The sequence below is a fragment of the Labilithrix sp. genome, assembly GCA_019637155.1.
Classification (GTDB): Bacteria; Myxococcota_A; Polyangia; order Polyangiales; family Polyangiaceae; genus Labilithrix.
Genome location: JAHBWE010000023.1, coordinates 51,226 through 66,343, shown reverse-complemented (window position 1 = coordinate 66,343; position 15,118 = coordinate 51,226). Strand labels below are relative to the sequence as shown.

The following is a 15,118-nucleotide window of genomic DNA, read 5'->3' as shown; positions in this document are numbered from 1 at the left end:
CGCACGCGATACAGTCCGAAAAAGGACGCGGCGAGCCGCGTTCTTGTAACACGCCGCGACGCGCAGCCTGTACTGTAGGCCCCTCCTTACAGGGGCGGCAGGCGCGCGATGCGGAAGGTCCTCTTCATCTTCGGACAGCTCAGCGACGCCGACGTCGACTGGCTCGCGAAGCATGGGCGCAAGGAGCGCGTCGCGAAGGGCGCTGCGCTCATCACCGAGGGCGTGCCCGTCGAGCGCCTCTACATCGTGCTCGAGGGCGAGCTCGTCGTGCAGCAGGGGAAGACGAAGCGCGAGATCGCGCGCCTCGGCGTGGGCGAGGTCGCGGGCGAGATGTCGTTCGTCGACGCGCGGCCGCCGAGCGCCACCGTCAGCGCCGCCGGAGACGCGGTGGTGTACGCCATCTCGCGGCGTGTCCTCGCCGGCGCGCTCGAGCAGAACCCGGGCTTCGGGCTCCGCTTCTACAAGTCGGTCGCGACGTTCCTCTCCGACCGGCTCCGCAACGCGACCGACGCCTCCTACGACGACGAGCTCGACGACAGCGTGCTCGACAACGTCGACCGCGCCGGCGCGCGCTTCAACGCCCTCGCGCGCCAGGTGCAAGAGGCGCGGGGGAGCTAGCGATGGCGGACTCGAAGCTCTTTCGCAAGGCCGCCCTCGATCGCCTCAGCTCCCCCGAGCAGCTCCACACGCTGATGCGCGTGACCAACGCGAAGGCGTGGCTCGCGCTCGCCGGCTGCGCCCTCGTCATCGCCACCGCGATCGCGTGGGGCTCGCTCGGGCGCGTGCGCTCGAAGGTCCACGCGAGCGGGATCCTCCTCGGCGGCGCGGGGCTCTCGGAGGTCCTCGCCGAGACGGAGGGCGAGCTCGTGAGCGTCGAGGTCTCCGCCGGCGATCAGGTGAAGCAGGGACAGCTCGTCGCGCAGGTCGCCCAGCCGGCGCTCGATCGACAGATCGAAGGGCTCGCGCGCCGCCTCGACGAGCTCGATCACGACGTCGACGCCGGGACCGTGACGGCGTCGCTCGGCGCGCGGCGCGATCGCCTGCGCGAGGAGCTAGAGCGCCTGAGGAAGACGCGCACCTCCGGCGCGAAGCTCTACGCCGCCGCCGCCGGACGCGTCTTCGAGGTGCGGGCCGTCCCCGGCGAGCGCGTGACGCCGGGCACGCCGCTCGCGACGATCGAGCGCGCGACGCCGGAGGGGCAGGAGCTCGAGGCGCTCCTCTACTTCGACTCCCACGTCGGCAAGTCGCTCCGTCCGGGGATGCAGGTCGAGATCGCGCCGTCGGTCGTGAAGAAGGAGCGCGCGGGCGTCCTCCTCGGGAAGGTGAGGTCCGTCGAGCAGTACCCGTCGACGCGGTCGGGCATGATGGGCGCGCTCCGCAACGAGCAGCTCGTCGACGCGTTCATCCAGGCCGCCGGCGGCGCGCCGATCGCGGTGCGCGCCGAGCTCGAGCGCGGCGCGACGCCGAGCGGGTACCGCTGGTCGAACGGGGAAGGACCGGAGGTGACGCTGACGAGCGGCACGCGCTGCGAGGCGGCGGTCGTGACGCGCGCCAGCCGGCCGATCGCGCTCGTGTTCCCGGCGCTCGACGACGAGGGCTGATGACCGCCGAGGCGCCGAAGCCGAAGAAGGTGAAGCGCATCCGCACGCCGACGCGCCTCCAGATGGAGGCGACCGAGTGCGGCGCGGCGAGCCTCGCGATCGTGCTCGAGCACTACGGCACGTTCGTGCCGCTCTCGAAGCTGCGCGAGGAGTGCGGCGTCTCGCGCGACGGCTCGAAGGCGAGCAACGTCATCAAGGCCGCGCGCAAATACGACCTCGAGGCGAAGGGCTACCGAAAGGAGCCGCACCAGGTCACCGACCTCACGCTCCCCGTCATCGTCCACTGGAACTTCAACCACTTCCTCGTCGTCGAGGGCTTCGACGATCGCCGCGCCTACCTGAACGATCCCGCGGCGGGGCCGACGAGCGTCCCGCTCGAGGAGTTCAACCAGGCCTTCACCGGCGTCGTCCTCTCCTTCAAGCCGACGGAGGCGTACCGGCCGAAGGGGCGGCGGCCCTCGATGTTCGCGATGCTCGCGCGACGGCTCGCGGGATCGCGCGAAGCGATCGCCTTCATCGCCCTCGCCGGTCTCTGCCTCCTCGTGCCCGGGCTCGTCGTCCCCGTCTTCGGCATGGTGTTCGTCGACGAGGTCCTCGTCGGCGGGCAGGTCGACCTCCTCTCGTCGATCCTCCTCGCGATGAGCGCGGCGGCGCTCCTCCGCCTCGTCCTCACGTACCTCCAGCGCACCGCGCTCATCAAGCTCGTCGCGCGCCTCGGCGTGAAGATGGCGACCGGGTTCCTCTGGCACGCGCTCCGCTTGCCGATCGACTTCTACCTCGCGCGCTCCGCAGGTGACCTCGCCGATCGCGTCCGCGCGAACGACGCCGTCGCGCACACGCTGTCGGGGCGCGTCTCCGGGATCGCGCTCGATCTGGTCCTCGTCGCGTTCTACGCGCTCTTCATGCTGTACATCGATCCGTGGCTGACGCTCATCGGCTTCGCCACCGCCGCGGCGTACATCCTCCTGCTCCGCGGCGCCGAGCGCGCGCGCACCGACCTCTCCCGGCAGGTCGTGCAGCACCACGGCAAGCTCCACGGCGTCGCGTCCGGCGGCCTCCAGATGATCGAGACGATCAAGGGGACCGGCTCCGAGACCGAGTTCTTCGGGCAGTGGGCGGGATACCACGCGAAGCTGCTCGCGTCGCAGCAGGCCCTCGCGCGGCGCGATCAGCTCCTCCTCACGACGACCGGCCTCGTCGGGCAGGCGAGCACGCTCCTCGTCCTCTCGATCGGCGCGCTCCGGGTGATGGACGGCCACATGAGCCTCGGCATGCTCGTCGCCTTCCAGACGCTGATGGCCGGCTTCCTCGGGCCGATCGAGAGCCTCTCCCACGTCGGCGCGTCGCTCCAGCAGCTCCGCGGCGATCTCGAGCGCCTCGACGACGTCCTCGAGCACGAGGAGGACACGACCTTCGCCGCGGCCGCGACGGAGGCGGACACGCGCCGCCTCACCGGCGAGCTCGATCTGAAGGACGTCACCTTCGGCTACCTCCCGCTGTCGCCGCCGCTCGTGAGCGAGCTGACGCTGCACCTCTCGCCGGGACAGCGCGTCGCGCTCGTCGGCGGGAGCGGGAGCGGCAAGTCGACGGTCGCGCGCCTCGTCTGCGGTCTCTACCGGCCGTGGAGCGGCGAGATCGTCTTCGACGGCACGCCGCGCGAGGCGCTCCCGCGGAGCGCGCTCACGACGTCGGTCGCGATCGTCGATCAAGAGGTGACGTTGTTCGAGGGTACCGTCCGCGAGAACCTCACCCTCTGGGACGACACGATCCCGGAGGCCGACGTCGTGCAGGCGGCGAAGGACGCGTGCATCCACGACGTCATCGCGAAGCTCCCCGGCGGCTACGACGGGAAGATCCTCGAGGGCGGGGTGAACTTCAGCGGCGGGCAGCGCCAGCGCCTCGAGATCGCGCGCGCGCTCGTGCGCCAGCCGGCGATCGTCGTCCTCGACGAGGCGACGAGCGCGCTCGATCCCGAGACCGAGCAGCGCGTCGACGCGAACCTCCGCCGGCGCGGGTGCAGCTGCCTCATCATCGCGCACCGCCTCTCCACGATCCGCGACGCCGACGAGATCATCGTCCTCGATCGCGGCGTCGCCGTGCAGCGCGGCTCCCACGAGGCGCTCATGGCCGAGGGCGGCCTCTACCACGAGCTGATCACGACCTCATGATCGACACCGCGCGCGCGAGCCAGGAGGAGCCGGAGGTCGCCGCGTCGCTGCGCGCGCTCTTCGGCGAGGCGTGCGACGAGCTCCGCGTCGAGGGCGACGAGCCGCTCCTCCTCGACGATCCCGCCTACGTCTACGTCACGACGATGCCGGGCCACCAGCTCTTCTGCGTCGGATGGCGCGACGGCCGCGCGGTCGGGCGCCGCGCGTACGTGAGCTCCGTCGCGCCGGGACAGCTCCTCTTCGCGCGAGCGCCGGACGCGAACGCGACCGAGCTCGCCGCGCTCCTCCTCACCGGTCCCCCCGGCGGCTCCGTGCTCAGGATCCCGTCGCGCCTCTTCGTCGAGGCGCTGGCCGATCCGGCGCGGCGCGCCTCCGCCGAGGGCGCCTTCGACGCCTGGATCACGCACCTCGTCTCGATGCTCCCGGCCGCGCCGGTGCCGACGCGGTGCGACGCCGTCGAGCCGGGCCTCGTCCTCGGACCGCAGGCGAACCCGCTCCGCGCCGCGCGCGGCCTCGTCTGGATCACGCTCGCGAGCACGCCGGAGCGCTTCGGCGCCGTCCGCGTGACCGAGCACGAAGACGCGCCGCGGCAGTGGCCGCTGACCGAGAGCGCGTGGGTGGTCGGCGGCGAGGGCGCGACCGCGTCGTCGCGCGCGCTGTCGTCGCCGCTCTCGTCGCGCGGCGCGTGGATGACGGGGGCGCGGACGTCGACGAGCGTGGAGCTCCTCGCGCGCGATCGGAGCACGAGCTTCGCCGACGCGTTCTACGCGTTCGTCGTGTCGGTGCTCGCGAAGAGCCGCGCCGGCGCCGAGGCCGCGCGCGCGGCGCTCGACGGCGCGTCGCGCGAGGCCGAGGGCGAGCTCGTCGCCGACGCGCTCCGCCAGCTCGCGGCGGTGGGGCGCGGCGAGCGCCTCGGCGCGACGTCGGGGAGCGCGCGCCCGTTCGAGCACGCCGCCGAGAAGATCGCGGCCTACCTCGGCGTGGCGGAGATCCACGCGCGCTGGCCGGCCGCGCGCGCGGGCCTCGGCGCCGTCCAGACCGCGATCGCGCAGATGACCGGCGTGCGCACGCGCAGGGTGCTGCTCGAGGGCGACTGGCACGAGGACGACGTGGGCCCGCTCCTCGGCTTCATGCTCGACGACGGCGACGAGGTGAACGACGAGCGGCTGAACCCGATCGCGCTCCTGCCGGCGAAGGGAGGCTACGAGCTCTTCGACGCGCGCGCCGGCGGCCCGCGTCGGGTGACCGCGGAGCTCGCCGAGCGCGTGCACCCGCAGGCGTACCAGTTCTATCCGCCGATGCCGGACCGCCCGCTCCGACCGCTCGACGTGCTGCGCTTCTCCGGCAAGCGCGCCTGGCGCGACGTCGCGTTCGTGCTCGTGGTGGGCCTCGGCCTCGGATCGTTCTCCACCCTCATCCCGCTCGTGACGGGGCAGGTCTTCGACACGATCATCCCCGGCGCCGAACGCAACTTGCTCCTCCAGATCACGGCCGTCCTCATCGCCGTCTACCTCGGGCAGGCGCTCTTCGAGGTCGTGCGCGGGCTCGCGATCGTGCGCGCGCAGACGCGGATGGACGCGACGCTCGAGGCCGGCGTGTGGGATCGGCTCCTCTCGCTCCCGCTGCCGTTCTTCCGCGAGTACGCCGCCGGCGATCTCGCGGCGCGCGCGGCCGGGATCGGCGCGATCCGCGATCTCCTCGCCGGGACCGCGATGACGGCGCTGCTCTCCGGCCTCTTCTCGCTCTGGAACTTCGCCCTCCTCTTCGCGATCGATCCCGGCCTCGCGCTCGCGGCGACGGTCCTCGTGCTCGTCGCGGTCGTCCCCGCCGCGATCGGGACGCGCTACGGCCTCGCGCAGCAGCGCGCGGTCGCGGCGATCGACGGGCGGATCGGGGGCCTCCTCCTCCAGCTCCTCACCGGCATCGCGAAGCTCCGCGTCACCGCCGCGGAGGGGCGCGCGTTCGCGGTGTGGGCGCGCCTCTTCGCGCGCCGCCGCGACGCCGATCTCGGAGCGGAGCGCGTCTACCTCCGGATCGGTCTCTTCCAGAGCGTCTACCCCCTCGTCTGCACGATGGTGCTCTACTGGATGCTCGCGGGGAAGGCGCAGGCGCGGGTGTCGACCGGCATGTTCCTCGCCTTCGCGAGCGCGTTCGGGATCTTCCTGTCCGCCGCGCTCGGCGTCGTCGAGTCGCTCCTCGCGTCGCTCGCGGTCGTGCCGCTCTACGAGCGCGCGAAGCCGATCCTCACCCAGCGGCTCGAGGCGCAAGGCGGTGGCGAGCGCATCGAGCTGAAGGGCGGCATCGAGGTGAGCCACGTCTCGTTCCGCTACGCGGCGGACGGTCCGCTCATCCTCGACGACGTGTCTTTCCAGGTCGAGCCGGACGAGTTCGTCGCGCTCGTCGGGCCCTCGGGCTCGGGCAAGTCGACGCTCCTCCGCCTGCTCCTCGGCTTCGAGGCGTGCACCGAGGGCGGCGTCTACTACGACGGCCAGGCGCTCGGGCACCTCGACGTGCGCGCGGTGCGCAAGCAGATCGGCGTCGTGATGCAGAACAGCCGCGTGATGGGCGGCGACATCTACTCGAACATCGTCGGCGCGACGGGCCTCTCGCTCGACGAGGCGTGGAACGCGGCGCGGAGCGCAGCGCTCGACAAGGACATCGAGGCGATGCCGATGGGGATGCACACCGTCATCGCGCAGGGCGGCGGGACGCTCTCCGGCGGCCAGCGGCAGCGTCTCCTCATCGCGCGCTCGCTCGCGGCGGACCCGAAGATCGTCTTCTTCGACGAGGCGACGAGCGCGCTCGACAACCTCACGCAGCAGATCGTGAGCGAGAGCCTCGAGAGCCTGCGCGTCACGCGCGTCGTCATCGCGCACCGCCTCTCGACGATCCGCCACGCCGACAAGATCGTCGTCCTCGAGAAGGGCCGCGTCGTGCAGATGGGCCGCTTCGACGATCTCGTCGCGGTCCCGGGCCCCTTCCAGCGCCTCGCCGCGCGGCAGATGGTGTGAGCGCGCCCGTCTCGTGGCTCCGGCGCTCGACGCCCATCGTCGCGCTGGCGGCCGCGTGCGCGTCCCAGCCTGCGCCGGCGCGCGTCGCGGCCGACCCCGCGCCGCTCGCCGCGCGCACGCTCCGCGATCACGTCGCCGAGCTCTTCGCGAAGCGCTACGCGCCGCGCGACCTGAAGGCGCGGACGATCGGGTGGAGCCTCGAGCGCGAGCTCGCCCGCCTCGACGAGGTCATCGCGCGCCCGCGCGCGACGCCGGAGGAGCTGCGCCGCGCGTTCCGCGCGTTCTTCCGCGCGCCGCGCGACCTCCACACCTCGCTCGAGCTCCCGCCCGGTCGAGCGGTGTGGCTCGGCCTTCACCTCGTGAGCACGGACGCCGGCGTGCGCGTGGCGTGGATCGATCCGAAGCTCGCGCCGACGCTCCCGCTCCGCGTCGGCGACGAGGTCACCGCGTTCGACGGACGGCCGATCGCCGAGGTGCACCGGCGCATCGCGGCAGCGGACGGCTACGCCTCGACCCCCGACTTCGAGCGCGAGCTCGCCGATTGGTTCTTGACGCTGCGGTCGTCGACCGACCTCGACGACACCCCGGCGCCCGGCGCGCGCGCGCGGCTCGTCGTGCGAACGCACGATCCCGGCGCGCCGGCGCGGACCGTCGAGCTCACGTGGCGCGACGCCGACGCCGACGGTCCTTCGGAGCGCTGCCCGTTATGGCCGAAGACGAAGCGGAGCGTCCTCCCCCCGCCGGAGGAGCTCCTCTGGCGCGCGCCCGACGCCGCGTTCTACGGCGCCTACGCGTTCTCCGCGGCCGGCCGGCGCTACGGCTTCGTCCGGCTCCACACCTACGACGTCCCCCCCGCCGAGCAGCCGCGCGCGATGCGCGAGGTCGACGAGGCGCTGAGCGTCTTCCTCGAGCGCGACGTCGACGCGCTGGTGATCGATCAGCGCGGCAACGGCGGCGGGAATTTCCTCTTCGCGTACGTGATGCTCTCGCGCCTGTTCGAGCGCCCGCTCGTCCCTCCGCGGCAGCGCTTCCTGATCGACGGCGACGAGGTGGTCGGCTTCGGCCCGCGCGCGGCGCTGGCGGAGCTGGGGGCGCGCCTCGGCGGCGTCCGCACCGACGAGGAGGCGCGCGCGACGATGGACGCGATCCCGCTGTTCGCGCGGTTCTTCGGCTTCGGCCCGCGCGATCGGGCGACGGCGCAGGGCGCGGCCGCGTTCTTCGCGTTCTTCGCGTCGCAGCCGCCGGGCTTGACGGCGCCGCACTTCGCGCTCGTGCCGGAGCACGTGCCCGAGAGGAGCCGTGGCCCCGTCTTCGGGAAGCCGGTCGTGATGCTCATCGACGGCATGTCGATCTCCGCCGCCGACTACGTCCCGGCGGCGCTGAAGGACAACGGTCGCGTCACGCTGTTCGGCACGACCACCTCCGGCGCGGGCGGAGATCAGCGCCGCGTGGGCCGCGCCGACGCGTGCAAGCCGGGCGCGAGCGAGCTCGTCCGCGCCTGCGCGCCGCCGGAGGTGATCGCCGCGCTCGAGACGCTGGGCATCACCGCGTTCAACTTCACCGTCACGCTCGGCGTCCGCCCGGGCGACCGCGTCATCGAGAACGTCGGCGTCGCCCCCGACGTCCCGTACCGCGTCCGCGCCGACGACCTGACGACCGGCTTCTCCCCGATGTGGCGCGCCGTCCTCGACGCCGCCGGCGCCGGCCGCTGACGCTCACCGCTCGGCGTTCGGGTACCAGACGCACGGCTCGCAGGGCCTCGTGGGCGGCGCGTCCTTCTTGCACCACTCCCACGCCCGTTGCCGCGCGTACATCTCGTCGATGGTCCCCTCGGCCACGCACTCCGGATCGGTCGGATCGACGCGGCCGGGCGGGCAGCACGCGCCGCGGAGGCGGCCCGCGACCTCCTTCACCACGCACACCGGCGTGTCCTGACCGCGATAGCGCATGCGCGGACAGTCGATGCGCGTCGTCGCCCCCGACGCGAGCTGCAGCGTGAGCTGATGATGCTGCGCGGGCATGCTCGCGAGCGCGACGGTGGTGCAGGTCGGCGCGATCGTCGCCGCGGGCGGCGGCGGCGGCGGACCACACGCGGTGAGCGGCGCGGGCGCGGGCGGCGCGACGGGCGGCGGCGCGACCTCCGCAGAAGGCGCGCTGCAGGAGACGAGGATCGAAACGACCGCGGAAATGCAAAGTCCCCTCATCGTGCGTGGCTCCATCCTCGCATAGGATCGCCCCGTGTCTCGCTGGACGGAGCGGATCGGCGCGGGCGGGACGTCGCTCGAGATCGACGTCGACGCGCTCGACGTGGTCCGCACGGAGCAGGGTGAGCTCGAGTCGTTCCGCAAGGCGCTCGCGGTGCCGGCGCAGGAGCGCGACATGGTCGTCAACGACGAGCACGGCAACCCGATGTCGACGCTCGGCGTCCTCCGCCTGGCCTACGTCGTCGCGGGCCTCTTCATCGCCGGCCTGGCGGCGGCGCTCATCGACGCGTGCGTCACGGAGGCGACGAACCGGCACCTGACCACCGAGACGAGGCTCGCGCTCTTCGTGCTCCTGTTCTGCACGCCCATCCTCCTCCACCTGCTCCGCCGCCTCCGCGGCGCGAGCAAGTCGAAGGCGGTGCGCGACCGCTTCACGCTGACGCTCGACGCCGCGGGCTTCGCGGTGCGCGGCGACCGAACCCCGCTCGCCTCGATCGAGCGCTTCGAAGCGGGCCGCCGCCTCGTCCTCCTCACGAAGGACGCCCGCCGCACCCCGCTCCCCTTCTCGCTCGACTCCCCCGCCGAGAACGCCCAGCTCGCCGACCGCCTCAACGAGGCCCTCCGCGACACGCGCGCCAACAACGCCGGCGCCGGCTACCGCGGCGCGCTGCCCGCCGAAGAAGAGGAAGCCGAAGAAGAGGAAGAAGAGGCGCGCCGCCGCTCAGGCCGATAGCCGCTGCTTGCGCCACTCCGCGAGGCCCTCGGCGGCGCGGGTGTTCAGCACGTGCTCTTTGCCCAGCCACGCGCGCCGCGCGATGCCGATGCCATAGCGGAGGTGCTCGAGCTCGTGGACCGAGTGCGCGTCGCTGTTCAGGACGACCGGGACGCCCGCCTCGCGCGCCATCTTCGCGGTGTGCTCGTTCGCGTCGAGGCGCAGCGGCGTCGCGTTCAGCTCGATCGCGACGCCCGCGCGCGCGCACGCCGCGATGACCGCCTCCATGTCGAGCTCGCTCGGCTCGCGGAGCCCGAGCTGCCGCCCGGTCGGGTGCCCGAGGCAGTCGATGTTCCCCGACTCGATCGCGCGCACGACGCGCTTCGTCATCTCGTCTTTCGTCATCCGGAGGTGCTGGTGCACGCTCCCGACCACCCACTCGAGCTCGGCGACGTGGTGCTCGAGGTCGACGCGCCCGTCCGCGAGGATGTCCGCCTCGATCCCCGCGAAGAGCCGGATCCCCTGCCGCTCCTCCACCTCGCGGATCTTCCGCTTCTGCGCGCGCAGCCGCTCCGCGCTCATGCCGCGCACGAAGGTGAGCGTCTCGGAGTGGTCCGTGATCGCGATGTACGAGCGGCCCATCTCCTTCGCCGCCGCCGCCATCTCGTCGAGGGTGCTCTTGCCGTCCGTCTCGGTCGTGTGCATGTGCAGGTCGCCCTGCACGTCGTCGAGGGTGACGAGGCTCGGCAGCGCGCGCTTGCCCGCGAGCTCCACCTCGCCGCGGTTCTCGCGCATCTCCGGCGGCATCCACGCGAGCCCGATCGCCTCGTAGACCCCGGCCTCGTCCGCGCCCGCGACACTTTTCCCCGATTCGTCAAAAACGCCGTATTCGCTGACTTTCAGCCTTTTCTTCACCGCGATCGTCCGCATCGCGACGTTGTGGTCCTTCGAGCCGGTGAAATACTGGAGCGCCGCGCCCCACGAGGCCGGCGGCACCACGCGGAGGTCGGCCTGCATGCCGCCCGCGCTCTCCGCGAGCTGCACGCTGCTCTTCGTGTCGCCCTTGCCGAGCACCTCCGCGACGCCCGGCATGTCGACGAACGCGTCCATGATCGCCGCCGCCGACGAAGCCTCCGCCGCGACCAGGATGTCGAGGTCCCCCACCGTCTCCGCGCGCCGCCGCAGGCTCCCCGCGTATTCGCAGGCGAGCACGCCGCCCACCGTCTTCATGCGCAGGACGATCCCCTCCGCCGCGCGCATCGCCTCCGCGAGCGGCCGCCGCTTCGGCGCCGCCGCGCGCTTGCGCCACGCCGCGATGCTCGCGACGAGCTTCTCCTCCTTCTTCTCGCCGAACCGCGGCAGGTCGCGGAGCCTCCCCTCCTTCGCCGCCGCCTCCAGCTCGTCGACCGACGTGACGCCGCGCTCTTTCCAGACCTGCTGCGCGGTCTTGAGCCCGATCCCGGGGAGGTTCATCAAGTCGAGCAGCCCCGGCGGCAGCTTCGCGCGGAGCTCCTCCGCCTCGGTGATGCGCCCCGTCTCGAAGAGCTCTTTGATGCGCCGCGCCACGCCGTCGCCCACGCCGCGGACCTCGGCGAGGGCGTCTTTCTCGACGAGGTCGGCGATGCTGCCGCCGTAGCCCTCGATCGCGCGGGCGGCGGTGCGGAAGGCCCGGACCTTGAACGGCAGGGTCCCGCCGAGCTCGTGGAGGTCGGCGAGGTCCGTGAGGGCCCGGGCAACGGCGAGATTGTCCATTCCGAAGCGGTGATTCTAGACCTTTCCTGGCCACCCTTGGCACAATGCCTTCTGGCATGGCGCTCCCTCCTTCACGGGCATCCGGCCCGTATCGCCCGACGCGGCTCGGGCAGTGGGAGGTCGTTGCCAAGATCGCAGGCGGCGGCATGAGCGCGGTGTACCTCGGCCGCCACATCGACTCGCCGTCGGATCAGCCGAACGTCGTCGCGCTCAAGATCGCGCGTCACGACGCGTCGATGGACGATCGTCTCGTGAAGATGTTCCTCGAAGAGGGGAAGCTCATTCAGCGCCTCGTGCATCCGAACATCGTCCGCACGCTGGAGGTCGGGACCGACGAACAGCAGGACTACATCGCGATGGAGCTGATGCTCGGGAAGACCTTCGCCGTCGTCCACGACACGATCGCGACGCGCGGCGTCCGCCTCAGCCCCGAGATCGCGGCCTGGGCCGTCGCGCGCGTCGCGGACGCGCTCTCGTACGCGCACGACCTCACCGACGCGGCGGGCCGCCCGCTGAACCTCGTCCACCGCGACGTGAACCCCGCGAACATCTTCGCGACGTTCCGCGGCGAGGTGAAGCTCTTCGACTTCGGCCTCGCGAAGGTGACGACGGGCGACACCTCGAGCTCGCAGCAGATGGTCGCGGGCAAGCTCTCGTACCTCTCGCCCGAGCAGATCATGCAGATCCCGGTCGATCGCCGGAGCGACATCTTCTCGCTCGGCACGACCCTCTGGGAGCTCCTCACCGGCAAGCGCCTCTTCCGCCGCGACACCGACATCGAGACGGTGCGCGCGGTGCAGCTCGGCCCGATCCCGGACATCCGCAGCGTCGCGCCCGATCTCCCCGAGGAGCTCGCGCGCATCACGAAGACCGCGCTCGAGCGCAACCGCGATCACCGCTACCCGACCGCGACGTACCTCGCGCGCGAGCTCGACGCGTGGGTCTACCAGCGCTCGTCGCCGCAGGACGTCTCGGGCCGCCTCGCGCAGCTCGTCGACACGCTGTTCCCCGGCGAGCAGAAGCGCCAAGGCGGCTGGCTCAAGCCCGCGATCACGTCGGCGATGGGCCGCGCCGCCACGATCGCCTCGTCCGCGCACGCGCTGCAACGACCACCCGGCCCCGAGGTCCGCCGCGACTCACGCGAGACGACGGCCGTCATGCACAACGTGCCCGGGAGCGCCACCCCGCGCGACGGCGTCCCCGCCGTGACGCCCCCCGACACGAGCGTGAGCCCCGGCAGCTCGAGCAAACCCAACTTCGCCTCCACGCTCGCGAGCGCCGGCACGAGCTCGCAGAACCTCGCCTCGACGATGGTGACCCCCTCGAGCCCGAGCGCGCGCGCGACCCCGCAGAGCCTCGCGGCGACGATGGTCTCGCCCTCGAGCCCGGTCCCGACGTCGAGCCCGGGCCCGATCTCGAGCCCGATCTCGAGCCCGATCACGTCGAGCCCGGTCACGAGCCCGCAGAGCCTCGCGGCGACGATGATGGCGCCGAGCTCCGGCGCGTTGCCGCCGGGCCCGCTCACGCCGCGCGACGGGATCCCCACCGCGGGGCCGTCCGCGTCCGTCGCCCCCGTGACGCCGCGCTTCGGCTCGAGCGGCGCGTCGACGCCCTCCGTCCCGCCGCCGCCTCCCCCCTCGCGCCGCGGAGCGCCGCCGTCCGTGCTCCCTCCTCCGCCGTCGCGACGCCTCGGCCCCGCCGCGATCGAGTCCGACGTCCCGCCGCCGCCCTCGCGCACGGAGGTCGGCATGCAGGTCGCGACGCGCACGGATCCGCCGACCGACATCACCGCCGCCCCCGTCGACGCGAGCGCGGTCGATCTCGAGCGCACGATGATCAACCCGAGCCCGAGCTTCCCGCCGCCGCCGAAGAGCCCGTCGCTCCCCCCGGCCAAGATGCCGTCGAAGGCCCCGGCGCCCTCCCCGTCGATCGTCCCCTCGAAGCCCGCTTCCACGGTCTCCCGCCCGAAGCGCGCCCCGATCCCGCTCCCCTCGCGCATCCCTCTCCCTTCGAGAGCAAGCGTCCCCCCCAAGCCAGCCCCCGCGCCCGCACCTGCGCCCGCGCCCGCGAAGAAGACCGACACGAAGCCCCCGGACAGCGGCCGCACGCAAGTCGACGTCCCCGTCCCCGACCGCAAGCGATAACGCCCCTCGCACGAAGCGAGCATTCTTCTTTAGGCGTTGCACTACCCTCATTCCCACCTACAGCGTCCTTCCGTGCGGCGCTGCCACCGCCTCCTCACCTACGAGGCCACGGCGCATCCCCGCGCCCATCCCTCCCCTCCCCGCGTGCACCCCGCCCCCCGCCCGAAGCGATCGCGCCGGCGTTGGGTGGTGGACTCGGGATCGGATCTTTGGCTGGGATGCGAGCGCGATGCGGAGCGAAAAGGCAGATCCTCGCGACGCCGCATACCGAAGGCGTTACGGCGGACTGGAGAGTCGTGCACGCCAAATAAAAAGCACATATAGCCGCCGCGCCGCCGCGTCGCCGCGTCGCCACCCTCGCCGCGCTGCGCTCGAGGCGCGAGGTGAGTCAGCGCGAAGGGTTCGCGCCGCGGCGCGGCGGCGGGTGCGCGGTGATGTGAAAGCGGTGTGAAACGTGCGGCGAAACCCGGCTGGATGGCTGCGAGGGCGTGCGCATGTATCTTGAAAGAGGGCGGCGCGTGGGTCTCGAGTACTCCGTTCAGGATCGGTCGCTGCTTCTCCCGCACTACAAGCGGCTCCTCGTCGAGCCGGTGCTCCCGGCCATTCCGGAGCGGCTGTCGCCGAACGCGATCACCCACGCCGGGCACCTCCTCAGCCTCGCTGCGCTCGCGCTCCTGATGGCGTCCGCCGACCTCGACCGCGGCGCGCCGTTCTTCGTCGTCGCGCTCCTCCTCAACGCGTACCTCTGGTGTGACAACGCCGACGGCTCGCACGCGCGACGGACCAACCAGTGCTCCGCGACCGGCGAGTTCCTCGATCACGGGCTCGACCTCCTCAACGCGTCCTACGTCGCGATCATGACCGTCGTCACCCTCGGCGCGCCGCCGTACTGGAGCGTCGCCGCGGCCGTGATCATCCCCGCCGCCGCCGCGGTCACGTACTGGGAGCAGGCCGAGACGGGCGTGTTCCAGCTCGGGATGTTCAACCAGATCGAGTCGATCGCGTGCCTCACGATCGCCCTCGCCGCGCGGGCGCTGTTCGGCGCCGCCGCGATCGGCGCGGTCCACCTCGGGCCCGTCTCGCTCCCCGTCGCCATCCTCGCCTTCGTCACCCTCGTCGCCGCCGTCGGCATCGTGCACTCCTTCGTGCGCGTCGCGCGGAGGCGCGGGCGGCTCTTGCCGTTCGCGGCGCCGCTCGCGTTCGGGCTCGCGATCGCCCTCGCGACGAAGACCGGCGCGCTCGGCACCCACGCCGCGATCCTCGCCGGCTCGGTCGTGTTCGTGTTCGTCGGCGTCCGGCAGCTCACCCTCCGCGTCCAGGGCGCGCGGCCCCTCGTCGAGCGCGGCGTCCTCGTCGCCGCCGCGTTCCTCGTCGCCCTCGCGTCGGCGCCGCTCGTCGCGCGCGGCCTCGAGCACGCCACCGCCGGCGTGCTCGTGCTCGCCTTCGGCGGCCTCGCGCTCGTGCACGGCGCGCGCGGTCACCGCCTCGTGGCGCGCATCGACGACCCGCCGCCGGGGTGTTAGGTG

Annotated in this window: 10 protein-coding genes; 8 read left to right on the top strand and 2 right to left on the bottom strand. The window is 72.6% G+C overall.

Annotated features, from left to right (window positions below; translation table 11 throughout):
* Positions 1–108 precede the first annotated feature (108 nt).
* Genes KF837_38040 through KF837_38020 form a run of 5 tightly spaced genes read left to right on the top strand, consistent with a single transcriptional unit; the run spans position 109 to position 8,492 of the window.
* Positions 109–618, top strand: coding sequence for a cyclic nucleotide-binding domain-containing protein (locus KF837_38040; protein MBX3233187.1), 510 nt, complete (start codon positions 109–111; stop codon positions 616–618).
* A gap of 2 nt (positions 619–620) precedes the next feature.
* On the top strand, positions 621–1,601 hold the full coding sequence (locus tag KF837_38035; protein MBX3233186.1) for an NHLP bacteriocin system secretion protein: 981 nt from the start codon (positions 621–623) through the stop codon (positions 1,599–1,601).
* Positions 1,601–3,769: an NHLP family bacteriocin export ABC transporter peptidase/permease/ATPase subunit gene (locus KF837_38030; GenBank protein MBX3233185.1), complete on the top strand. Its 2,169-nt coding sequence runs from the start codon at positions 1,601–1,603 to the stop codon at positions 3,767–3,769. Before KF837_38035 ends, KF837_38030 begins: the two co-directional genes overlap by 1 nt.
* Complete coding sequence (locus tag KF837_38025) at positions 3,766–6,780, top strand: NHLP bacteriocin export ABC transporter permease/ATPase subunit (protein MBX3233184.1); 3,015 nt, start codon at positions 3,766–3,768, stop codon at positions 6,778–6,780. Before KF837_38030 ends, KF837_38025 begins: the two co-directional genes overlap by 4 nt.
* Positions 6,777–8,492, top strand: a complete 1,716-nt coding sequence (locus KF837_38020; GenBank protein MBX3233183.1) for a PDZ domain-containing protein — start codon at positions 6,777–6,779, stop codon at positions 8,490–8,492. The genes KF837_38025 and KF837_38020 overlap by 4 nt, the downstream gene beginning before the upstream one ends.
* A gap of 3 nt (positions 8,493–8,495) precedes the next feature.
* Here the strand turns inward: KF837_38020 and KF837_38015 are convergent, their stop codons facing one another.
* Positions 8,496–8,984 (bottom strand): hypothetical protein, encoded by a 489-nt coding sequence (locus KF837_38015; protein ID MBX3233182.1) that lies wholly within the window; start codon positions 8,982–8,984, stop codon positions 8,496–8,498.
* Between the two features lie 34 nt (positions 8,985–9,018).
* Between KF837_38015 and KF837_38010 the strand changes: the two genes are divergently transcribed.
* Positions 9,019–9,717 (top strand): hypothetical protein, encoded by a 699-nt coding sequence (locus tag KF837_38010; protein ID MBX3233181.1) that lies wholly within the window; start codon positions 9,019–9,021, stop codon positions 9,715–9,717.
* Here the strand turns inward: KF837_38010 and polX are convergent.
* Entirely contained in the window at positions 9,706–11,448 is a 1,743-nt protein-coding gene (gene polX, locus KF837_38005; GenBank protein ID MBX3233180.1) for a DNA polymerase/3'-5' exonuclease PolX, read from the bottom strand. The two genes, KF837_38010 and polX, sit on opposite strands and share 12 nt — an antisense overlap.
* Positions 11,449–11,594: 146 nt before the next feature.
* Between polX and KF837_38000 the strand changes: the two genes are divergently transcribed.
* Both KF837_38000 and KF837_37995 read left to right on the top strand, forming a co-directional pair.
* Positions 11,595–13,592: a protein kinase gene (locus KF837_38000; protein ID MBX3233179.1), complete on the top strand. Its 1,998-nt coding sequence runs from the start codon at positions 11,595–11,597 to the stop codon at positions 13,590–13,592.
* Between the two features lie 518 nt (positions 13,593–14,110).
* Positions 14,111–15,115, top strand: a complete 1,005-nt coding sequence (locus tag KF837_37995) for a CDP-alcohol phosphatidyltransferase family protein (GenBank protein MBX3233178.1) — start codon at positions 14,111–14,113, stop codon at positions 15,113–15,115.
* The last annotated feature ends 3 nt before the right edge of the window (positions 15,116–15,118 follow it).